The organism is Neobacillus mesonae (assembly GCF_023715155.1).
Taxonomy (GTDB): Bacteria; Bacillota; Bacilli; order Bacillales; family Cytobacillaceae; genus Neobacillus; species Neobacillus mesonae_A.
In genome coordinates this window covers 30882-53952 of sequence record NZ_JAMBNQ010000021.1, presented here as the reverse complement: position 1 = coordinate 53952, position 23071 = coordinate 30882, and the positions used below count along the sequence as shown (strand labels likewise).

General features: G+C 38.9%; 20 protein-coding genes and 1 riboswitch. Of the genes, 11 read left to right on the top strand and 9 right to left on the bottom strand.

All coding sequences use genetic code 11. The features are described 5' to 3' along the window. The first annotated feature begins 4 nt into the window (after window positions 1-4). Complete coding sequence (gene liaG / locus M3183_RS16720; RefSeq protein WP_251471594.1) at window positions 5-871, top strand: LiaG family protein; 867 nt, start codon at window positions 5-7, stop codon at window positions 869-871. 44 nt (window positions 872-915) lie between these two features. On the opposite strand, the gene M3183_RS16715 is transcribed toward liaG, so the two are convergent. After that, window positions 916-1860, bottom strand: a complete 945-nt coding sequence (locus tag M3183_RS16715; protein ID WP_251471592.1) for a COX15/CtaA family protein — start codon at window positions 1858-1860, stop codon at window positions 916-918. Window positions 1861-2039: 179 nt separating this feature from the next. Between M3183_RS16715 and M3183_RS16710 the strand changes: the two genes are divergently transcribed. Further along, a complete protein-coding gene (locus M3183_RS16710; RefSeq protein ID WP_251471586.1) occupies window positions 2040-2429 on the top strand; it encodes a YuzC family spore coat inner layer protein in 390 nt (129 codons plus the stop codon). A gap of 136 nt (window positions 2430-2565) precedes the next feature. Here M3183_RS16710 and M3183_RS16705 read toward each other — a convergent pair whose 3' ends face one another. The 6 genes from M3183_RS16705 to M3183_RS16680 all read right to left on the bottom strand — a co-directional run bounded on the left by M3183_RS16705 (window position 2566) and on the right by M3183_RS16680 (window position 12400). Then, window positions 2566-4782 carry a bifunctional diguanylate cyclase/phosphodiesterase gene (locus M3183_RS16705; RefSeq protein ID WP_251471584.1) on the bottom strand — a complete coding sequence of 739 codons (2217 nt, stop codon included), beginning with the start codon at window positions 4780-4782 and terminating at the stop codon, window positions 2566-2568. 185 nt (window positions 4783-4967) lie between these two features. Further along, the gene (locus M3183_RS16700; protein WP_251471581.1) at window positions 4968-6647 is read right to left on the bottom strand and encodes a glycoside hydrolase family 13 protein; all 1680 of its coding nucleotides are present in this window, start codon (window positions 6645-6647) and stop codon (window positions 4968-4970) included. 165 nt (window positions 6648-6812) lie between these two features. After that, entirely contained in the window at window positions 6813-7037 is a 225-nt protein-coding gene (locus M3183_RS16695; RefSeq protein ID WP_251471578.1) for a hypothetical protein, read from the bottom strand. 1255 nt (window positions 7038-8292) lie between these two features. Further along, a complete protein-coding gene (locus tag M3183_RS16690; protein WP_251471573.1) occupies window positions 8293-8685 on the bottom strand; it encodes a globin domain-containing protein in 393 nt (130 codons plus the stop codon). 503 nt (window positions 8686-9188) lie between these two features. Next, window positions 9189-10691: an amidase gene (locus M3183_RS16685; protein ID WP_251471568.1), complete on the bottom strand. Its 1503-nt coding sequence runs from the start codon at window positions 10689-10691 to the stop codon at window positions 9189-9191. A gap of 389 nt (window positions 10692-11080) precedes the next feature. Further along, window positions 11081-12400 carry a DUF2254 domain-containing protein gene (locus tag M3183_RS16680; protein WP_251471566.1) on the bottom strand — a complete coding sequence of 440 codons (1320 nt, stop codon included), beginning with the start codon at window positions 12398-12400 and terminating at the stop codon, window positions 11081-11083. A gap of 573 nt (window positions 12401-12973) precedes the next feature. Between M3183_RS16680 and M3183_RS16675 the strand changes: the two genes are divergently transcribed. After that, window positions 12974-14260 (top strand): MFS transporter, encoded by a 1287-nt coding sequence (locus tag M3183_RS16675; protein ID WP_251471563.1) that lies wholly within the window; start codon window positions 12974-12976, stop codon window positions 14258-14260. A gap of 359 nt (window positions 14261-14619) precedes the next feature. Here M3183_RS16675 and M3183_RS16670 read toward each other — a convergent pair whose 3' ends face one another. Continuing rightward, window positions 14620-15981: a DUF6880 family protein gene (locus M3183_RS16670; RefSeq protein WP_251471560.1), complete on the bottom strand. Its 1362-nt coding sequence runs from the start codon at window positions 15979-15981 to the stop codon at window positions 14620-14622. 204 nt (window positions 15982-16185) lie between these two features. After that, window positions 16186-16230: riboswitch (PreQ1 riboswitch) on the top strand. Window positions 16231-16269: 39 nt separating this feature from the next. Between M3183_RS16670 and M3183_RS16665 the strand changes: the two genes are divergently transcribed. The 3 genes from M3183_RS16665 (at window position 16270) to M3183_RS16655 (ending at window position 17699) form a co-directional block, all read left to right on the top strand. Continuing rightward, window positions 16270-16791 (top strand): QueT transporter family protein, encoded by a 522-nt coding sequence (locus M3183_RS16665; protein ID WP_251471651.1) that lies wholly within the window; start codon window positions 16270-16272, stop codon window positions 16789-16791. Window positions 16792-16899: 108 nt separating this feature from the next. After that, window positions 16900-17061: a hypothetical protein gene (locus M3183_RS16660; RefSeq protein WP_251471549.1), complete on the top strand. Its 162-nt coding sequence runs from the start codon at window positions 16900-16902 to the stop codon at window positions 17059-17061. Between the two features lie 116 nt (window positions 17062-17177). Next, window positions 17178-17699, top strand: coding sequence for a DinB family protein (locus M3183_RS16655; protein WP_251471542.1), 522 nt, complete (start codon window positions 17178-17180; stop codon window positions 17697-17699). A gap of 74 nt (window positions 17700-17773) precedes the next feature. On the opposite strand, the gene M3183_RS16650 is transcribed toward M3183_RS16655, so the two are convergent. After that, window positions 17774-18382, bottom strand: coding sequence for an exonuclease domain-containing protein (locus M3183_RS16650; protein WP_251471538.1), 609 nt, complete (start codon window positions 18380-18382; stop codon window positions 17774-17776). A gap of 244 nt (window positions 18383-18626) precedes the next feature. On the opposite strand from M3183_RS16650, the gene M3183_RS16645 reads away from it, so the two are divergent. From M3183_RS16645 to M3183_RS16625, 5 genes are all read left to right on the top strand, one after another. Next, window positions 18627-19136 (top strand): DoxX family protein, encoded by a 510-nt coding sequence (locus M3183_RS16645; protein WP_251471536.1) that lies wholly within the window; start codon window positions 18627-18629, stop codon window positions 19134-19136. A 131-nt stretch (window positions 19137-19267) separates the two neighbouring features. Beyond that, entirely contained in the window at window positions 19268-20377 is a 1110-nt protein-coding gene (locus tag M3183_RS16640) for an ABC transporter ATP-binding protein (RefSeq protein ID WP_251471534.1), read from the top strand. After that, window positions 20367-21170, top strand: coding sequence for an ABC transporter permease (locus M3183_RS16635; protein ID WP_251471533.1), 804 nt, complete (start codon window positions 20367-20369; stop codon window positions 21168-21170). The genes M3183_RS16640 and M3183_RS16635 overlap by 11 nt, the downstream gene beginning before the upstream one ends. A gap of 1 nt (window position 21171) precedes the next feature. Then, window positions 21172-21978: an ABC transporter permease gene (locus tag M3183_RS16630; RefSeq protein WP_251471532.1), complete on the top strand. Its 807-nt coding sequence runs from the start codon at window positions 21172-21174 to the stop codon at window positions 21976-21978. Continuing rightward, entirely contained in the window at window positions 21975-23048 is a 1074-nt protein-coding gene (locus tag M3183_RS16625) for an ABC transporter substrate-binding protein (protein ID WP_251471531.1), read from the top strand. Before M3183_RS16630 ends, M3183_RS16625 begins: the two co-directional genes overlap by 4 nt. Window positions 23049-23071: the final 23 nt, after the last annotated feature.

Below are 23071 nucleotides of genomic sequence, written 5' to 3'. Positions count from 1 at the left end.
ATAAATGAAGAGGATTTTGGTTCTTTTTTTGGTGATTACTGGAGTATATATACTAGTTAATCAATCGTTTCAATCAGGATGGTTTGGTCTTGGCAATGAGGATGGAAAGGCGGCCGTTACCAATAATGTGAAAGTCATTAAAGTGGATGTTGAAAATGTTAATACAGAGATCATTCCTGAGGACAGAACAGATTTAAAGGCTGTCTATCACGGAAAACAAAAATTGATTGTTACGGAACAAGGGAATTTGGTAGAAGTTTCACTTAAAAAGAAATGGTTTGACTGGTTTAACTTTCCATCATTTTCACAAAAAAACAGGCTGAAAATCTATATTCCGGAAGATTATGACAGAAATATGGCACTTGATTTAGGATCAGGGAATATTAATTTTTATGGTCCAGAAAAAAACAAACCAATGAATTTGGATGTACTAGATGTTGAAATTGACTCCGGAAATTTGAACCTTAGCAATATGAAAGTGAAACAATTTAAACATGATGTTTCATCAGGGAACGCGGCAATCACTTCCCTAACAGCAAAATCCAGTAATATTAATATTGACTCAGGCAACACCACTTTAATACATTATTCCGGAGCAATCAAGGCAGATATTTCCTCTGGGAGATTAAAGGTACAGCTTGATAAATTGAATGATGCTATTGATGTTGATGTAAGTTCCGGGCTCACGGAGCTGGATTTACCCGATGATGCTGACTTCACCCTTAATGGAGAGGTCAGCAGCGGCTTTATTAAAAATGATTTTCCGCTATCATCCAATACAAGCAGCAAGAAACACATAAAAGGGATTCATGGTACTGGGAAATATAAAATTGACCTCGATGTATCGAGCGGAATTCTTAGAATTTATTAATGTCAAAACCGCCTGGATCTTCTCCAGGCGTCATTTCTTTTTAATCAAAAACTTCTCCGTTCATGTTCCTCCTCGTTCCATTTTCTGTCCCCTGCACGATAAGACATCCATTGCATGATTTGCGCTCCGGCATAGACCCTTGCTTCACTTACAATAGTAAACAATGCAGTGGCAATGGCAAGATGGAAGACAGCCCATGGAACCGCAACGAATGTCTTAATCACTACCGCGCCAATGATCATTTGCAGCACCACCATCAAGGTGCAGAACATCAAACGTCTGCGCAGGCTTCTTCCCCACCCCTTTGAATAAGACAAGTATGTCAATAGCAGAATATGGACCGCTGAAATAACTGCTAAGCCGCGGTGAATGGATTGGAGCAGTTCGGGGACAGCTGCGGGCAAAAATGATTGTTTGCAGTCCAGCCATCCGCAGGCTAGTCCATAGGTTTCATGTTTAATATAGGCCCCAAAAGCTAGTGTCAAAAATAGAAGAAACAATAATATATTGAGGTGCATTATGACTTTACGATGTTCTTTTGCCTTTAAGGGCTTCATTGCTGATTGTCCCTCGGTCTCTGAATATCTCCAAATCCAGATTAAGCAAGCCATAAACAACATCGCTGTGAGTAAATGAATCGTAATGATGATTGGTGGCAAATCAAGTACTACCACAACTGCTCCCAGAAGCACCTGAATGATTAAGAGCCCAAGCATCATCACAGAAACAAAACGCGCCGTATAGCCTATTTTTCTCCGCATCAGCTTAATAAATAATATGAGGGACATAATCCCAAGAATTGCCCCAATCCCCCGGTGTAAAAATTCAATTAATGTTTCTCCCCTTAGTGTTGGAAAGACCTTTCCATTACATAAAGGCCACTCTGGTCCACACCCCATCCCCGATTCAGATGAGGCAACATAACCGCCAAACACAATCAGAAAATAGGTTAGGATAATGCATATAAATGCCAACCGCCTAATTGTCACCCTTTATCCCCCTTAATTTTATGAATATTTAGAATCTAATATCAAATTTATCAGAATTGGACGATTATTTCGGTGATATGTATCACGTTTCTTTGCAAAAGTACAATGTACCAAACAAGTCCTCTAGTCATACCGTATATTGCCATGTGTCTTTTAGAATGGAAGGAGCATGATCATTAATGTATTACAACCCTTATCATTATCCTGCTGCTCCTTATTTGCAGCCATCTCCGGCCTATATGATGGGCGGCCATCTGCCTCGTACCTATCCTCCAGTCAATACGGAAATATTCTCGAAGTCGATTAAATCGTTTAAACTTTTAATAGATCAAGGAGCAATATTGCTGGACCGATTGGGGAATCTTAATTTTTCAAAAAAGCTGATGAATGCCGCCCAGCAAGGAAAACAAGCAGAGGTTGATCATTTAATAAAATCCCTCGGCTTAAAGGTACCTGTAAAAACGACATACTCCCCTTCTGGTGTAAAATTTGAGCTATCGACCAATTCTGACCCGGGTACAAATATTAGCTGCTGTACTTTGAATATCAACATGAAATGGGGGCATTAACTTTAGAAAAGTGCAGACGAGCCAATAACCTTTACCATAAGAATCTGTTATAAAATAAAAGACAAGGGGCATCCCCCTTGTCTTTTACTATACTAATCTATCATTTTTTCAGGCAAAACAAGCTTTAACTATTTTATCAGGCTTGTTTCAGCAGTAATCCTTCTACCTCCTCCGCAGGCAGCGGTCTGCTGAATAAGTAGCCCTGTCCTAGATGGCAGTTGTTTTTTTGTAGAAACTTAAGCTGTTCATCGGTTTCAATTCCTTCTGCAATCACTGTAAAGTTAAGATTGAGGCCCATATCAATAATCGTCTTTACCATCAGCCTTTGGTCAGTGGCCTGGCGGATGTCGTCTACAAAGGATTTGTCGATTTTAATTTTATCAATCGGAAGATGTTTTAAATAGCTTAGAGATGAGTAGCCTGTTCCAAAATCATCTATGGCAAGATAGACACCCATTGCTTTTAATTGATTCAAAGTGTGGATCGATTGCTCGATATTTTGCGTAATCGTTTCTGTTATTTCAAGCTCCAGATGATGGGGTTCAAGTCCCGTTTCTTCCAGAACCTCGCTAATATAACCGACAAACTTTTCATCCTCAAACTGGCGTGCAGAAACATTCACGGCAATTGGAAAATCGCCGGCTCCTTTTTGTTCCCATGCTTTTTTCTGTTTGCAGGCCTGTTTCACCACCCACTTACCGATTGGAATAATCAGCCCGGTTTCTTCTGCTAATGGAATAAATTCACAAGGCGGGATAGACCCTTTTTCCGAATGATTCCAGCGAATCAATGCCTCTGCCCCTGCAATCTCTCCAGTTGATACGGAGACCTGCGGCTGGTAGTGCAGCACTAGTTCACCTTTCTCCATCGCTTTTCTTAGGCCATTTTCCAGTTCCATTTTCCGGACAGATATCCCATTTAAACTGGAGGCATAAAAGACAACTTGATTCCCCCGTTCTTTTGCTTTATACATAGCCGTATCTGCATTTTTAATCAGTGTTTCTTCATCTAATCCATGGTCAGGGTAAAGACTGATACCGATACTAGGGGTGACAAAAAACTCCTGGTCCTCTACATACAATGGACTAGCAAATTCATTGATAATCCGGTCTGCAATTTTAACTGCTCTTTCCTTATCTGTATCTTCCAGGACAATAAGAAATTCGTCACCGCCTTGCCTGGATACAAGACCTGCAGTTTGAACAGCTGTTTCCAGTCTTTTGGCGACTTGCTGCAGTACCAAATCTCCCACTGTATGTCCCTTTGTATCATTAATGATTTTAAAACGGTCAACATCCAAAAATAAAACAGCTAATTGTTTGTCCCCTTGATTCTCCAAAATTTTATTCAAGTACTTTTTAAACTTATTTCGGTTCGGCAGTCCCGTCAATGAATCATAGTAAGCCATTGTTTTAATCGTCTTTTCTGCTTGCTTCCGTTCAGTAATATCTCGTCCGACCACTTGAACAGCAAATTTCCCTTCATATTGAATAGGTGTAATCGTCATTTCCACATCAATCGTATCACCATTAAGTTTTTTCACCTGGAACTCCATACTCAGTCTTTCACGGCCTTTATTTAGGTGGTTTTCCAGCCTTTTTTGAATCATTTCTATCAAGTTAATTGGTACGAATTTTAATGGAGATTGTCCAATTAAATCACCCATACATGCGGCACCAACCAGTTTCCAGCCTGCTTCATTAATATATTCGATTCGTTCACGGCTTACCACGGCTATAATATCAGGTGATGTTTCAACTAAACTGCGATAACGGTCCTCTGTTTCTTTCCGGTCCGTAATATCAAACAAGACGCTGGTAAAAAAGACAAGATTTCCTTTGTCATCTAAAGTTGGAAATCCCTTATCGAGAATCCAGCGGACATCGCCATTCTGCCGAATAATCCGGTACTCCGTCGTAACCGCTTTACCTATCGCCGTCTTTTTCTCTCTTTCATCAATCATTGGCAAATCCTCAGGAAAAATTACTTTTTTCCAAAGCGTTGAATCCTGATAAAAATCCGTCAAGGCATACCCATATAGTTTTTCAATTCCCGGAGTAATCAACAGTGTATTGGTCTTAAGATCGTGAGACCAAATTGCAACATCGAGTGTGTCAAAAATTTTATTTAAATTTACTTTGTTTTGTTCAAACTCCAAATCCTTTAATCTCATTCTTTTCACGGTAAATATGAAATATGGAATGATGGCGATTAGGATGATAATGGCTGAAAACCGAAAAATATTTACAGTTGGAAAAAGGAATGAGGCTGTTACGTCTGACAATTCCATAAGAACCAGCAGACAAAATAATAGAATCCATATAAATTTATGACTTAGTGCTTTCTTTCTCATGCGATATACTCCTTTTCCCGGGGCAAATGAACCTAGTTATCTTTAACATATCAAAATTAAATTTAATACTCAATTCTATTTTTATACATTGGGAAAGTTCTGTTTAATTAAAAAATGGAGCAAGAAAAAGTCAAAGGTATGCAAAGTAAAAAAGACGATTAATGTTCTCGTCTTTTTTGCATGATTTATTTTAATAAATATACCCTTGTTTCATAAGGCTTTAGGGTGAATTCTTTACACAGCTTTTTATGAGCTGTCTTATAATTATTTAGAACCAGCTCTGACCTTTTATACGACACGCTCGATGGCAAACTGAACCGTGTTTCTTTTGCACTGAAATTGTTGAGGATTATGGCCTTTCGTTTTCCTAAACTTCGCATATAAACAAACAGCCTTGTATGGTTTGGGAGCAGCAGATCATACGTGCCATAAACAAACAATGGGTAATCCTTGCGCAATTGAATTAACTTTTTGTAAAAGTTTAATATAGAATCTGGATCATTTAGTTGGTTTTCAACATTAATCTGCGGAAAGTTTGGATTCACCCTCAGCCACGTATGACCTGCAGTTGTAAAGCCCGCCATCTTAGAAGCATCCCATTGCATCGGAGTCCTGGCATTGTCACGGCTTTGTTTCCATATGACTTCCATAATTTCATCATGCGGCCGGCCTTTTTTCTTTTCAATTTTATAAAAATTAATCATACCGACATCATTATAATCTTCAATGGACGGAAATTGGACATTGGTCATCCCGATTTCCTGGCCCTGATAAATAAATGGTGTACCCTTCATCAGAAAGTATAATGCCCCAAGCATTTTGGCACTTTCCTTCCAATATTTCTGATCATCGCCCCAGCTTGAAACCTTGCGTGTATGATCGTGGTTTTCAATGAATAATGCATTCCATCCCTTGCCTTCAAGTCCTTTTTGCCATTTTGTCAGGTTCTTCTTTAAGGCCCGGACATCTGTCCCTCCCTCTGCATCCTTTTTCCAAAGATTTAAAAATTCAAACTGAAAAACCATATTGAAATAGCCGTTTTCTTCTCCTACCCACTTCTCTGCATCATCAAGTCCAACACCATTTGCTTCCCCGACAGTCATCACATCATAGTTTTTAATCGTTTTGCTTGCAAACTCAGTAAGAAAGATCTCAATCCCTTCCACATTCATCATATATGGAAAACATGGTACATATTCCAAACCTTCTGGATTTGGCATATCAGGCAGTCCTGGTTTCTTTTTAATATGTGATATGGCATCAATTCGGAAGCCGTCAATCCCTTTTTCAAGCCACCAATTCACCATATCATACAGCGCATTTCTAACCTCCGGATTCTCCCAATTTAAATCAGGCTGTCTCTCAGAAAAAATATGGAGAAAATATTGATCTGTTTGTTCATCATACTTCCATGCAGGACCATTGAAAATAGACTCCCAATTGTTCGGTTCCTTACCGTCTTTCCCGTCTTTCCCGTCTCTCCAAATATACCAATTCCTCTTTGAATTTTCTTTAGAGGAGCGGGATTCAATAAACCATGGGTGTTCATCGCTCGTATGGTTAATCACAAGGTCCAAAATTAATTTCATACCGCGCTGATGGATTTCTTTCAACAGTTCATCAAAATCAGCCATTGTACCGAATTCATCCATAATGTCCTGGTAATTGGATATATCATAGCCGTTGTCATCATTCGGCGATTTAAACATGGGTGAAAGCCAAATAACGTCAATGCCTAAATCCTTTAGGTAATCTAATTTGGACGTAACCCCTCTTAAATCGCCAATCCCGTCCCCGTTGCTATCCATAAAACTACGGGGATAAACTTGATAGGCAACACATTCTTTCCACCATTTTTTTGTCATATTGCACCTCGTTTTATTAAAAGGAGTTTTTTAGCATCGATTTTTGGTTTCATTCTCATTATCGGTGAATATTTTTGGATTTTATCAACAGTTTTTTATAATATTAGTAAATTCCAAACGGTTATCAGCCTGATTTTATTTGCAGCCCCTGCTTTCAAGATTCCATTACCCATACATATTCACATTTTCGCGAACCATGTATACGTCTTTAGCATAAGGAGGAACTAAGGAAAAACACCATTTTAATGGAATCACTGCTTTAAATTTGCAAGGGGTTAAAAAGTTATCAAGTATATCTACACAGGAATATAATCTGCTTTTAGTACGCGGTTTTTCTTCTTTTCCCTTCTGGCGCGCTCTATGAACTGCTCTTAGTTCGCGGTTTTTCACTTTTTCCCTTCTGGCGCGCTCTATGAACTGCTCTTAGTTCGCGGTTTTTCACTTTTTCCCTTCTGGCGCGCTCTATGAACTGCTCTTAGTACGCGGTTTTTCTTTTTTTCCCTTCTGGCGCGCTCTATGAACCGCTCTTAGTTCGCGGTTTTTCTTCTTTTCTCTTCTGGCGCGCTCTATGAACCTCTCTTAGTTCGCGGTTTTTCACTTTTTCCCTTCTGGCGCGCTCTATGAACCTCTCTTAGTTCGCGGTTTTTCTTCTTTTCTCTTCTGGCGCGCTCTATGAACCCCTCTTAGTACGCGGTTTTTCTTCTTTTCCCTTCTTGCGCGCTCTATGAACCGCTCTTAGTACGCGGTTTCTCTTTTTTTCTCTTCTGGTGCGCTCTATGGGCCGCTCTTAGTACGCGGATTTCCGCTTTTTCCCTTCTGGTGCGCTCTATGAACCCCTCTTAGTACGCGGTTTTTCTTTTTTTCCCTTCTGGCGCGCTCTATGAACCTCTCTTAGTTCGCGGTTTCTCTTTTTTTCTCTTCTGGTGCGCTCTATGAACCTCTCTTAGTACGCGGATTTCCGCTTTTTCCCTTCTGGTGCGCTCTATGAACCCCTCTTAGTACGCGGATTTCCGTTTTTTCCCTTCTGATGCGCTCTATGAACCCCTCTTAGTACGCGGATTTCCGCTTTTTCCCTTCTGGTGCGCTCTATGAACCTCTCTTAGTTCGCGGTTTTTCTTTTTTTCTCTTCTGGCGCGCTCTATGAACTGCTCTTAGTACGCGGTTTTTCACTTTTTCCCTTCTGGCGCGCTCTATGAACCTCTCTTAGTACGCGGTTTTTCTTCTTTTCTCTTCTGGCGCGCTCTATGAACCTCTCTTAGTTCGCGGTTTTTCTTCTTTTCTCTTCTGGCGCGCTCTATGAACCCCTCTTAGTACGCGGTTTTTCTTCTTTTCCCTTCTGATGCGCTCTATGAACCCCTCTTAGTACGCGGATTTCCGTTTTTTCCCTTCTGATGCGCTCTATGAACTTCCCTTAGTGCGCAGCATTTCCTTTTTACTCTTCTCATACGTTCTATAATCCGCCTTAATGCATGCAGTTCAATTTCCCTTTCTAACGTGCTTTATAAAGCTGTATCTGATTTTTCTTTTTTCACACGCCCTATAAATTTACCTAGTTAACCTTCATAATACGATTTTCTCCCAAAATACAGATCTAAATAAAAAAAGATCCCTCTACTTTACAAAGCTTGGGATCTTGCTTGTTATTTTATTCCGGGTCTGGTGTATTAACCATGATTCCGGCAACTTGTGTTAATCTGTCATAAAAAGCCGGCCCAGCTGGATTCTTGTCCAGGCCAATTTCTTCGAATGCCTCTTTCATGCAGCGAAGCCATGCCTTTGCTCTTGTAGGAGTGACTTCATGTGGAAGATGCCGCATTCTCATCGCCGGTGGTCCGTATACCTGACTGTATAGGGCCGGTCCCCCGAGAAATTGTGGTAAAAATAATTTCTGTTTATATTTAATTTCTTCCATATCCCCTTCAAATATTGGTGCTAAATCAGGGTCTGCGTAAACGCGTGGGTAAAATGCCTCTACCAGCTCATCAATTGTATCCAATCCGCCAATTTCATTGAATAATGATTTGAATTCATATTCCACTCTTCTTCACCATCCTCTTTTCATTTTCCCCTATTTTTCTTTATTATAATGGTATTCTAATTTGGTTTTCGTGATATATATCACACTTTTATCACCAAATAGATTTATTTCCATACTTTAGGAGACATTTTCCCTCCGTTGTTCAATACTTGCTTTATTCTAACATAATGTAAAAGTCCTATATTGGAAAATATATTGCTCACCATCAATTTGATAGAGGTGTGAACAGGAACAAAGCTTAATCTTCTTCATTTCGCTTATTTCCATAGATATACACAACACATATGTTGTCTTATAATTTGTTTTATCAGTATTCGTTTTGCAGCCAGGCGTACTTTCTTTGCATCAGTTGAAGATTCAGACACTTTTCTTAATTTTTACTTTCATAAGAGTGCTATATCTTTAAGATTTATTTAGTTCAACCACTCGTAGAAAAGATTCTGCGTTGAAAAAGGAGGGAGTTCCTATTCATTCTGAATAAATAGGAACTCCCTCCTTTAGTCTTATTTAACTAATTCGTGCTTAAATGACGGCTTTTTCCTTGGCTTTGCAAAATATTCATAAGAATATGCCAGCTGAAGAAGTCTTGCTTCATCCAACTGTTTCCCAAGTAATTCTACCCCTACTGGAATTCCATCATCCGTTAATCCACCAGGCATAGAAATGGCAGGCAATCCAGTTTGGGACGCTATTACCGTATTTGTTGGGTAACTAAGTACGGACAGATTACCAGAATGTACTTCCTCTTTTGTAGGTGGTAATACTTGGACATCCGGGAACAGTATAGCATCCAGCTGATGCTCAGCGAATACCTTTTCAATTTCTTGGCGGAATTCAGATTGACTTAGTCTCTGTTCAAAATACCCGGGTACTTCTTCTGGATTTTCCGGCCCTTTTGCAATTTCTATGAAAAGATCTAAGTCGTCATGATATTGCTTAGTTTCATATAGTTCGTCAACTGTCTTATTATAAGGTACATTTTTATTTCCTAAAAAGTCGTTAAAATCCTTTTTAGACTGAATCGTATACATGGATGTCTTTTCTATTAAAGCGGATAAATTTGGAATAGTAACTGGGTCAATAATTTCGGCACCGGCGTCTGATAGACTCTGTATGACTCTATTTGTTACTTGGTTTACTTCTGCTGAACTAGGATCAGAATCTGGACCAAAAGCGTCACGCAGGATTCCTATTCTAGCTCCTTGTAAACCTTTTGCTGTTAATTGTTTAGAATAGTTCCCGGCATCTTTTGCATTTACCGTTACAGCGGTCATACTGTCATTTGAATCGTAACCAACTATGGAATCTAATAAAATAGCCATATCTTTCACTGTTCGTGTCATTGGTCCAGCAGTGTCCTGAAAATGAACAAGAGGAGATGTACCTTTTCTACTAATAAGGCCTGTAGATACTCGCAGACCAAATAAATTTGTAAAACTAGCTGGTACCCTTATAGACCCACCAGTATCTTCTCCAATACCAACAGTGGCTAGATTAGCTGCGATAGCTGCTGCTGTTCCACCACTTGAACCACCGGGATCGCGATTAAGAGCGTATGGATTTTTTGTATCCCCCGTTGCAGAGGAAAACGTAAACCATGCGGTAGCAAAATCCGGTAAATTAGTTTTTGCGAGTATAATTCCTCCTGCCTGACGTAACTTCTTAATTACCGTTGCATCTTCTTCCGGTAAATAGTCTTTATATGCTATCGACCCATATGTAGTCGTTATATCCTTTGTTTCTAATTGATCCTTAACAACAATAGGTATTCCGTGAAGAGGTCCAACAAACTCCCCTGTTTGTTGAAAAACTCTATCTAATTCTTCTGCTTCCTGCAATGCTGTTGGATTGATCGTAATGATGGAGTTTAAATTAGGCCCATTTTGATCATATTCTTCAATCCGCCTTAGATAATTTTCAACTAATTCACGACAACTTAGTTCCCCTGATATAAAATGATCATGAATACTATCAATGGTGGCCTCTTCTAAATTAAATGTTGTCAAATAAATTCCTCCTATTAACTCAATATATTTAGACTAAATTTTCTGACATTTCTATACTAACATATTATTTAAAATTTTGGAAATAATAACTGTTAGCAAAATACGTTTTTGGAGTCAGTTATCATAAGAAATATGTTGAAGTTTTGAGGAGTCACAATTTATATTACTAGCTGCACTTATATTGCGCTGATGCCGGTGTTTGTAAAGAAAATGGTCGTATTTTTACTTTCAAAAGTCCTCCTGCACTATCACTTGGTGACTTCTTCATAAAATTTGCATTTACGAATCAAACAAAGAACAACGGCTATAAACCTATACAAACGGCCAGCATCTAAAGGCGCTGGATTTCATTTGCGTTAGCCCTGTGAGGAGTTATCCCGTTTCCTTTTCTAGATGGTTTTAAATTCATGCTGCCGCTCACATGTGTTCGCCAGTTGGAGAATCACATCATTTAAATAACGACGGTCAAGGGAAAGCATTTTCTTTAGCTCAATCCCTTCTAGAATATAAGAAGAAAATTCCCAAACTGATTGTTTAATATCGGAATCATTCCCCTCAGCTATTAGAATTAATGCCTTAAGAATTACACGTATAATCGAAATATCTTCATTCCCATAATGCCGTATTTGGTAAAAACAAAAATACAAGTAGTCTGAGAAAATCCATTGTTCTGAAATAAGCCGTAAGTTTCCACACTTATCAAATTCCATTGGTTTAGGAAGCTGCTTTTTTCCCAATTCCGACAATAAACTACCAATCTGCTCAATGCAGTTAACGGCAGTATTGGGATCGTTTACGGCCGGTGAAATTGCACGCAGCGCAATTTCCACAAGCTTTGTTAATCCAAATTCAATATTTTGATAAGGAGCCCGGTTGGGTTCAATTGAAATACAATTATATAACTCATGTATTATTTCATTACTATTTGCATTCCAAACTGAGAACAGAAGTGAATCACTATTTACAAAATCACCATGATTTTTCTCAATTCGTACAACACCATCATATCGTTCAGCAATTTCTTTTATTGTATCTTTATCAATCGAATTTATATACCCAGGCAACTGCGCACTAAGTTTTAGAGGTTCTTGGTCTTCTATGGAAACCAAATTTGTTTCCTCCAAGCCGGATTGTTCAATCTCTTTATTCTTTAATTTTTCCTCTATAATCTTTTTTGTTCCGGTGGATATGGTGGATATTAACACTCCGACTTGAATCCATTTAGATGTATGGTGAACAAAAAAGATAAACACGGTTAAACAGATAAACGTTACAAAGATGGCAAAAGAGGGCGCAAGAAACAGACTTTTCGTATCTGTTTCTCTTAATAATAAAAGAAGAATAACGGTATAAACAAAACCTCCAACAAAAATTCCCAATACACGCTGTGTACTATGATCAGTTATAAAGTTTTGTAATGTCCGTGGAGAAAAGTTGGACAAAAAAGTGGTTAATACAACAAGGATTGAAGAAAAGGTAATGGTTGTCATAGTTAAAAGAGCTGTCGAAATCGAACTCAACAGCGTTTGGGAAAGCGATTCATCTGCTAGTAAAAAATCTGGTACAAATTTACTAAAATCCTGATTAGAAGTAATAATGAAATCAAAACGAATAGTAATTAAGGCTAAAATAAATGCCGCAATACTATATAGAGCCGGCAGATACCAAAAACTCCCACGAATATTTCTCATTACTTTTAAAAACCTCATGAAGGATCTTCACCTGCCTTAAAATTTTTGCAAACTAAGTTAAAAATATTCTTTCCAAAAAATATTGAGTATAGTAATTTTTAAGGAAGATACTGAACATAAACATGGACAGTAAGGTGAAGGGGGGATGCGGTTTTTTAGTTAAAAAACAGCCATTTTTTCGTCTGAATTTACGAATTATTCCTAAAAAACCACAAGTTAAAATCAAGTTTTCCAACCAAAGCGGAACCGAAAAAACGAATACAAAGGCAGGACAAGGGGGGAAGATGCAAATCAGACCCGTAAATACCAAAAAAGTTATTTTCATGAAAGCCGAGCCCGAATTGCGGACCGAAATCTATGACCATTTTGGGCGGTCTATTTATTAGAATGGAATCCGAGAAAAAATCTAGGCTCTTTTTTGGATCATTTATTTTTCCGCTGTCGCTGTTTACATTTACGATTTATAATGATTCATTTTCTTTTGGAATCACCTCTTTAATACTTTTTATCAATAAAGTGATTTATGTTGCTGAAAAAGCAGCCCTTTCTTTATAATAGAAGAATATATAGTTTAAAAAGAAGGTGCTTGAAATGTTTAAAAAGATACATTACGGCTGGGTTATTTTAACCGTTTGTTTTATTGGAGTTTTGGCCGCTCAAGGAATTCGATACTGTTTTGGCGCCTTCATGGAACCGTGGGAACAGGAATTTGATGCATCAAGGGGCGCCGTTTCTGCGATTTCCTTTATCAGCTTTATCGTGTTTGCCCTGTCACAGCCGGTTATCGGAAAACTCATTGACAAGTATGGTATCAAGAAGATATTTGTATATAGCATTATTCTATTAGGTGTTACGACTATTCTTACATTTTTTGCACAAAACATCTGGCAGCTGTTTATTTTATATGGCGTCATTTCTTCGCTTGGTTTTGGCGGAGCATCCGGGGTTACTGCCTCCATTGCTGTAACAAAATGGTTTCACAAAAGACAGGGCCTCGCACTTGGATTGGTTGAAGCAGGTTTTGGTGCCGGCCAAATGATAATGGTTTCAAGCTCCCTGTTTTTAATCAGTGCTTTGGGCTGGAAATCTACCGTTTTCATTTTGGGAGGCTTTTTACTGTTAATAGTTTTCCCACTCTTGGCAATTTTTCTAAAATCAGAACCATCTGATATAGGCATACAGCCATTGGGAGCTGAAGAGGCCGGGGAAACACAGCAGCAGAATTTAACAGACAAAGAAACCTCTCCTGTTCCGAAAAAGAATTATCTTCTCCATCGTGGATTTTGGTTTTTGCTGATCCCATATGGTATTTGCGGATTTACAACAACAGGCCTAATGGATACCCATTTAATCCCTCTTGCCCAAAGCTGCGGCTTTTCAGTAGCAGCTACAGGTACCGCCGTCAGCCTGCTTGCAGCCTTTAACACAGGAGGGACGGTTGCAGCCGGGATTTTAGCAGACCGCTGGGATAATCGAAAAATGATTGCCGGAATTTACTTTCTTCGCGGCTTAACGATTGTTTTTCTAGCATTTTTCCTTTCAAGCGTAAAATGGCTTGGCGTTTTTGTTGAAAACCCTTGGCTGTTATTTGTTTTTGCTATTTCTTTCGGTATCGTGGATTTTGCCGTGGTTGCACCGACGGTCAAATTGCTGGCAAGTTATTTTAAAGGTTCTTCATTAGGAATCGTGACAGGTTTCTTGTATATGAGCCATCAGCTTGGCTCAGCTATCGGTTCATTTCTGCCGGGGGTCTTTTTTGATCAATTCGGCAGCTATACAAGTTCATTGGTGTCAGCTGCAGTATTATTGATGATTGGTGCGTTTATCAGTATATGCCTGCCGAAGCATGCTGCACAACAAGAAGCAAAAGCAGCGTAATTAGAAGGTTGAAATCCTCAGAGGAAACAAGGTGTCCTCCGAGGATTATTTTTTTCGCTATTTATTCGATTAATCCGCTTGCACCAAATACAGCCTGTCTATTTGTTTTTCACTTTATCCCGTATTAACGGCAGTAAGACTCTCTCAAGGTTTAGTATAATTGGGAAGCAAAAACGGGGGAACCTGCCTCATGCACCCGATTGATAAAATACATCGAAACTTACCGATGCATAAATAGAGGTTTATCCTCTGCCAATCGGGTGCTGACTTTTTATCGGAGCAATAAAAGCGATATTTGAGTCAATACAACAGGACTAACCATCAGTGGAGGATGAAAAGAAACCTCACCAATTGAAGTTTCACTTTATTTTTTCAAGCTCCTCTACAAAAGCCGGCCGCCTTTTATAACTTTCTTTTAATTTACTAATCAACTTTTCAGCATGTTCTTTACCGCAAGCCTGTTTGTACGTTTCGATTATACGGCAGACATTTTTGTATTTCCTACGATCGTTTGATTCCTTCGCCACTATTAAAATGTATTGAATAAAAAGATCAGTTAATTCTTCAAAATATTGTTCCATTAAATATGGATAGAGATGAGTCAGACTGGAAAGGTTCTCCTTACAATATTCCAGAATATGTTCTGTTAAATTTTCCTCCTTTAAAATGGATAGATAGGCTGAGGGCTGGTAAGGCTGTTTACGGAATTCCTCCACAATCTCATGTAACACGCCTTCCCATTCGCATGATGGATATAGTTCCTTTAACTTGGAATAATATTCAAAATCATTATCATAAAGAAGTTCTTTTGCTAATACCCGCTGTTTTTCAATATCTTCAAGCTGTTCATATGCCTGATATCTATATTCCTTCCACTTCTTAATGAGACCCGGCCAAGGATTATCACCTTCACCCTCTAAACAAAGGGAGATTACCTTGGTATAGTCCCGTTTTTCCATCTCGTGAAGAATCGCCTTTTCACGAAAATCAGAAAGCTGGATATTTTCATAAATAAATGTTTCCACTTTTTCAGATTCGTCATATCGTTCCATCATTCCCAGCTGAAGGAGTTTAAGTTCTTCCCTTTCATAATCTCTGCCAGTCTGATTTATCAAGCTTTCAATTTGTGATTCCAGCTTTGTCCGTAAATCATTGATTCCACAAAAATAAATACACACCCGGAGTAAACCAACTCGTACATCGCTCCAACCATTATACCTTTTATGTAATGCCTCTTTTAAAATCGTATTAAAAAGCTTCTTTTGTTTCGGTATTTCTAGTCTGGCAATACTGGTGCCAATTGCATTGTCAATCACTTCTAAACTATATCGAATGATATCCCCAATCGTTCCGTTCGAATCATCTGCAAATTGGAGCATATCAACCGCATGGGATAACACCACAATCCCTAAAGTGACTGCTGTTTCCACATCTCCTAAATCTATTTTCTCCTTAGCTTTTCGGATAACCAATTCGGCCCCCTGCAATGCATAATCTACTCTGTTCCATGGAATAAAACCACGATCCTTAGCTTTTCGGATATACTCTTTGACAAGTTTTTTACTTGCCGCAATCTCATCCTGATTGTGCGCAAACTGAAACAACAGTCGTTTTTCTATATCCGGGTTCTCATCAGCAAGGTCTAGAAGAATACTGATTAATTTTTGTTTTGATAAATTGGACAAAGTCAAATGTAAATCTTGTTCCATCACCTGTACCATATTATTCACTCCAAGTTTAAGATACTTCTATTTTACCCAAAATCGCTAAAGCAAAAAATGAAAATTTGGATATATATATCCGGAGGTGTGACATTCTAGCATAAAGAATTGGCAGAGTCTTTTTATACAACTCCCCATATTATTTTTCCAATATAGTGTCATTGACCGAAACGTTTGTTTATATTATTATAATAGTTTGTAAGATTGACAGTGGTTCGTAACCATCCCACTATAAAAAACTAAGGAGAATGATATATGGAAAAAATAACAAAACCATTTCCGCAGCAAATGACTGTAGAAAAAAATCAGCCTCAAGGGACACAATCCAACGTACAAGGGATTGTCATCAATGGAATTATTGCAGCATTGTATATTGCTGTATCAGCAGTCGTTTCACCTTTTGGGTTCGGTCAAATCCAATTCCGGGTTTCAGAGATTTTTAACCATCTTATTGTTTTTAACAAAAAGTACCTTTTCGGAATCATTCTCGGTGTGTTTCTAACAAACTTATTTTTCTCACCGATGAAGGCTTACGATCTTATTTTTGGTGTAGGCCAATCACTACTGGCACTGGTTATTGCCATTTTATGTGCCCGCTTTATAAAAGGTATGATAGCACGAATGATTGTCAATACTTTGGTCTTTACGGTTACGATGTTCCTGATTGCCATTGAGTTACATCTAGCTTTCGGCCTGCCTTTTCTATTTACATGGCTGACAACAGCGATTGGTGAATTGGTCGTCATGGCTGTCGGAATCCCGGTCATGTATTTTATCAATAAATCTGTTCATTTTGATAAAATGGTTTAATTTTAGAGCAGCAGCTTACATTGTAGGCAGCTGTTTTTTTTTGAAGAAAAAAGGTTATTTTATATGGTAAAATTACCCTATATGTGGATGATGGGGGGATCCAACGGAGTGGAAAATGAATATTTCGTCGGGTGGGGTACACTCGCATTAATTAATGCCGGATTAGCTCAAGGGAAAAACCGCAGCGGGCTTAATTGGTTTTTTATCTCTTTATTGCTCGGGCCATTTGCCACATTATGTTTAGTAATAGCTGAAAAGAAGCATAATTGAGGGAATGATCACAAAAGAACTCGAAAAAATTAATTCCGTTTTATTCTATATGTTTAGTATGTTTTTATGATAGGATGATAGAAAGACGGTTCCATTAACGAAAGGAGAGATTTTCAATGTTACAGCGCCCTAGTGAAAATGAGTATCCAAAATATTATCTGCCATATGTAAAGCTTGTTCCAGAAGGAAATATAGTTACAATCCTTAAAGAAAATTTGGAAAGCGTTATTGGACTTTTCGAAGGAATTTCTGAAGAAAATGCCCTTTTCCGTTATGCTGAAAATAAATGGAGCATCAAGGAGGTGCTGGGTCACATCACAGATACCGAGCGAATAATGAGCTACCGGCTAATGAGAGCAGGACGCGGTGATCAAACCGAATTAGCGGGATTTGATGAAAACTTGTATGTTCAAGGAGCCAAATCCAATCAGCTTTTACTCAAAGACCTTCTTGAAGATTTTATTGCAGCCCGGAATGCCACCATCCGCTTAATTAGAAATATGCCGGAAGACGCTTGGACTAACATTGGCTTTGCCAACAAAAGCGAACTCACTACAAGAGCCATCGCCTACATTATTGCCGGCCACGAAAATCATCATAGGAATATTGTGAAAGATCGATACCTTACAAAACTGTGAAATTTAAGGTGTCAGGCACACTAAGACATTCGTCCATGGCGGGTCTGACACCTAAAGCGGCAATAGTTAGTTTTTTATCCCAGCTTTGCCCTGGATGCTGCCGGCCTATATTTTCTCATCGGTCCAAAATCGAGGACCTCTTGGAGATATAGATTACCTTTTGGACTTGTTTTCTTAAGCAGTTCCATCAGATATGTAATATCGTCCATTGCTCTATGTGTTTGATGGTTCGTAATATTGTGTGCCTCCAACAGAGTGATGAGCTTACCATTCGGAAAGCCATATTGTTTCCACGGCACATTCCTCATTGTACAAAACCATTCTAAATCATTTACTTCCGGGTACATGTGATAGAGAAAACTGCGGTCAAAGGAAGCGTTATGAGCAAATACTGCATCGGCACGATGAAAATAGGTTTTGATCTTCACATCATAGAAACTTTTCCCTCTGACTGACTCGTATGGAATCCCATGAACTTGAAAAGCCCTGTCATAATTTCTTCTGGCTGATTCCGACAGCGGCTCGCGTAAAAAGGCATCTTCATCAAGAATATCAATGATTTCGCCGGAATCAGGATGGTAAGAAAATAACTTCAATGCTAACTCAATTACTTCATCCTTTGTTGGCCCCAAGCCGGTTGTTTCCACATCCAAAAGCAAACCATATTTTTCTAACATTGTCATCAATCCTTACTCCTATGCTTTTCCACTATTATAACAAAGCTTTTCTTCCTGATACATCTCCAAAATGCCCCATATTAACTATCTTTTATTAAAAAGAAATAGAAAAACTTTCCTGTAACAAATTGTTCATATCATTTTTACAAATATGTGAATCGTTGAACAATCTACTCTAATGTCAAAGTAAATCTGTTATATTTACAGTGTAATCATTAATTAAATCCTAAATTACTAAGGGGTGTTTCAAATGGTTGTTAATTGGTTAAGAGAAAATAAAGTTGCTGCTGGAATTCTTACAATCCTTCGCTTATATCTTGGTTATTCTTGGATAACAGCCGGATTTCATAAACTGACAGGCGGATTCGATGCTTCTGGATATTTAAAAGGCGCCATCGCTAACCCGGTACAAGGGACTGATGGCAGTCTTGTTTACGGCTGGTATGTATCTTTCTTAAAACATTTTGCCCTTCCAAACGTTGATATTTTTAATACAATTGTTCCGTTAGGTGAATTTTTAATAGGATTAGGTTTAATCCTAGGCTGTTTAACCACTGCTGCCATATTCTTTGGTCTTGTAATGAACTTTGCTTTCTTCTTAGCAGGAACAGTATCTCATATTCCGACAGACTTATTTATCGGTGCCATTATTCTCTTCGCTGGATATAATGCAGGCCATTTCGGTCTTGACCGCTGGGTGATTCCATTCATCCGCCGCACTGCTTTTAAAGAAAACAAAACGTTAAAACAAAATGCATAAAGTTTAGGCAAAAACGCCCTGCTCCCCATTATGGAGCGGGGCGTTTTCAATGAGAATGATTGAATTTTTTATCCCCTGCTGTATAATTATCCCTGAATCACCAGCTGAAGCCATTAGAAAGGGAGGTAGAAATGGAAAATACATCGATTATTCAATTTAAGAATGTCACCAAACAATATGATAATGATCCGCCTGTTCTTGATAATGTAAGCTTTGAAATTGAGCGCGGAAAATTTTATACACTTCTTGGTCCATCTGGATGTGGTAAAACGACTATTTTACGGCTGATCGCCGGATTTATCGAACCATCAAAAGGAGATATATTTTTCAACGGGAAAATGATTAATCAAGTTCCTGCCAATAAGCGCCAGGTTAATACTGTGTTCCAAGATTACGCCCTTTTCCCACATTTAAATGTCTTTGAAAACGTTGCCTTCGGATTAAGGATCAAAAAGTTAAAAAATGCCGATATTCATGAAAAGGTGAAAGAAGCACTCAGTTTTGTAAACCTTTTAGGCTATGAAAACCGGGAAATCCGGGAAATGTCCGGCGGCCAGCGCCAGCGTGTTGCCATTGCCCGAGCGATTGTGAACGAACCCGAAGTGATTCTTCTGGATGAACCATTATCGGCACTTGATTTAAAGCTGCGGACAGAAATGCAGTATGAATTACGCGATCTCCAGCGCAGGCTTGGGATTACCTTTATTTTTGTCACCCATGACCAGGAAGAGGCACTGGCCATGTCGGATGAAATCTTTGTGATTAACAAAGGAACGATTCAACAAAGCGGTACACCGACAGATATTTATGATGAACCAATCAACCGCTTTGTCGCTGACTTTATTGGGGAGTCAAATATCGTAAATGGGAAAATGATTAAGGATGAACTTGTAGAATTTGTCGGCCGGGAGTTTGAATGTGTGGATAGAGGGTTTAATCAAAATGAGCCTGTTGAAATTGTCATCCGCCCAGAGGATTTGGAAATCACTTCACTTGAGCGCGGAAAACTTCAGGTACGTGTAGATTCCCAGCTGTTCCGCGGGGTTCATTACGAAATCTCCGGGATCGATAAAGATGGTAATGAGTGGCTTGTACATTCAACGAAGAAGGCAAAGGTCGACGATGAAATTGGACTCTATTTCGATCCGGAGGCGATACATGTCATGCGTCTTGGGGAGACGGAGGAAGAATTTGACCGCCGCCTGGAAACCTATGCGGATGTGAATCGCCATGGAAAATAAACTAACCCGCAATTTATATAAGATTCCCTACCTGCTTTGGATTTTGCTGTTTGTTATCGTCCCAATTGCCCTTGTTCTCTATTATTCGTTTTTTGATATTGAGGGCCATGTGTCCCTTGAAAATTATCGTAAATTTTTCACACCAGTATACCTGCAGATGACACTCAGCTCATTTTGGTATGCTTTTTTAATCACAGCTATTTCCCTTATTATTGCCTATCCAGCTGCTCTGCTTTTGACTAAAACCAAGCATAAGCAGTTATGGCTGTTGTTAATTATTGTACCGTCCTGGATTAATCTGCTGTTAAAAGCTTACGCCTTCATTGGTATTTTTGGAACATATGGAATGGCCAACAGCTTCTTAAAAGTCATTGGGATTGGCCAGAGGCAAATACTATTTACCGATTTCAGCTTTGTGTTTGTGTCGGTCTATATTTTTATCCCGTTTATGATTTTGCCGATTTTCAACTCGTTAAATGAATTGAATCCAACCCTCATAGATGCAGCAAATGACCTAGGGGCATCTAAATGGACTACGTTCCGCAGGGTTATTTTTCCATTAACCATTGACGGTGTGAAATCCGGCTGCCAAGTAACATTTATTCCTGCACTATCGTTGTTCATGCTGACAAGATTAATTGCCGGAAACCGCGTGATTACGCTGGGAACAGCAATCGAACAGCATTTTCTCGTGACTCAGGATTGGGGAATGGGTTCAACTATCGCCGTGTTTTTAATCATCATTATGGTGCTGATCATGCTGTTGACAAATACCAGGAAGCGAGGTGTGTAATATGGATAGAAAAATAACGCCTTTATCAAAGCTGTTCTTAATCATCATCTTTTTAATCCTATACGCACCTATTTTGTTCCTTATTTTCTATTCTTTTAACAGCGGAGAGACGATGTATAATTTTAAAGGTTTTACCTTGGATTGGTACCGGGAGCTGTTTCATGATACTAGACTATTCATTATTGTTCTGAATACAATCGTGGTAGCTTTACTTTCCGCCCTTTTTTCAACGATTATCGGCATTTTAGGCGCTTTAGCCATTCATATGGCCAAAAGGCGGCAAACGAAAAATACGTTGTTATCGTTAAACAATGTGCTGATTGTCAGTCCAGACGTCATTATCGGGGCATCTTTTCTGATTTTGTTTACGATGGCTGGAATTAAACTTGGTTTTTACTCAGTCCTATTGTCGCATATCGCCTTTTGTATACCGATTGTGGTCCTGATGGTGCTCCCGAAATTATCTGAAATGAGTCCATCCTTAATTGATGCAGCCCGTGACCTTGGAGCGAACAGCTGGGATGTCCTGTCAAAAGTCATCATCCCGTTTATTTCACCTGGGATTTTTGCAGGTTTTTTCATGGCATTGACCTATTCATTAGACGACTTTGCTGTTACTTTTTTTGTAACCGGAAATGGTTTTTCAACGCTTTCCGTTGAAATTTATTCGCTCGCGCGCCGTGGTATTTCCTTAAATATCAACGCATTATCAGCGGTCCTGTTCTTGTTTACTTTTGTTTTGGTCATAATTTATTACTTTATTACCCAGCGCAATAAGCCAAGCGGACTGGGGGTGCGAAAACGATGAACAAATTAGTCCGTTTTTTCCTGATCATTGCTGTTTCATCTGCAGTCATACTATACGCTATCTCAAGTCTTAACACTTCACGTGGTTATTCAGGCGGTAATACATTGACGGTTTACAACTGGGGCGATTACATTGATGAGGATTTGATCAAACAATTTGAAAAAGAAACCGGCATTAAAGTCATTTATGAAACCTTTGATTCCAATGAAGCAATGATGACGAAAATTGAACAGGGCGGAACAAATTATGATATCGCGGTTCCATCTGAATATATGATTGATAAAATGAGACAGGAGGATTTATTAATTCCGCTCGACCATTCAAAGCTGCCTAACTTGAAAAATATTGATCCACGTTTCATGGATTTACCCTTTGATCCAGAGAATAAGTATTCTGTCCCTTATTTCTGGGGCACTGTCGGCATCGTTTATAATCCGAAAATGCTTCATGGCAAAAAGATTACCAGCTGGAATGACCTGTGGGACCCTGATTTAAAGAATCAAATCTTGTTAATTGACGGTGCCCGCGAAGTCATGGGAATGGGGTTAAACAGCCTGGGCTATTCATTGAATGATACGAATAGAAAGCATTTACTTGAGGCAAAAGCTAAACTTGACCGGCTTACACCAAATGTTAAAGCAATTGTCGGTGATGAAATTAAAATGCTGATGGCCAATGAAGAGGCCTCTATTGGTCTTGTATGGTCGGGGGATGCTTCTGAGATCATGTATGAAAATGAAAATTTGGACTATGTTGTTCCAAAGGAAGGCTCAAACCTATGGTTCGATAATATGGTTATTCCTAAAACAGCCAAAAATATTGATGCTGCCCATCAATTCATAAATTTCATGCTAGATCCAAAGGTTGCCGCCCAAAATACAGATTATGTCGGCTACTCTACACCTAACAAACAAGCACTGAGATTTTTAGACAAAGAGGTAGTAAAAGACGAACGCTTCTACCCATCGCCAGAGCTTACAAAAAAACTTGAAGTTTACGAAAATCTAGGCAAACGGAATTTGGCTGCTTACAACGAATTATTTTTGCAATTTAAAATGCATCGGAAGTAAAACAAAGGGATGGTTCTTCTGCT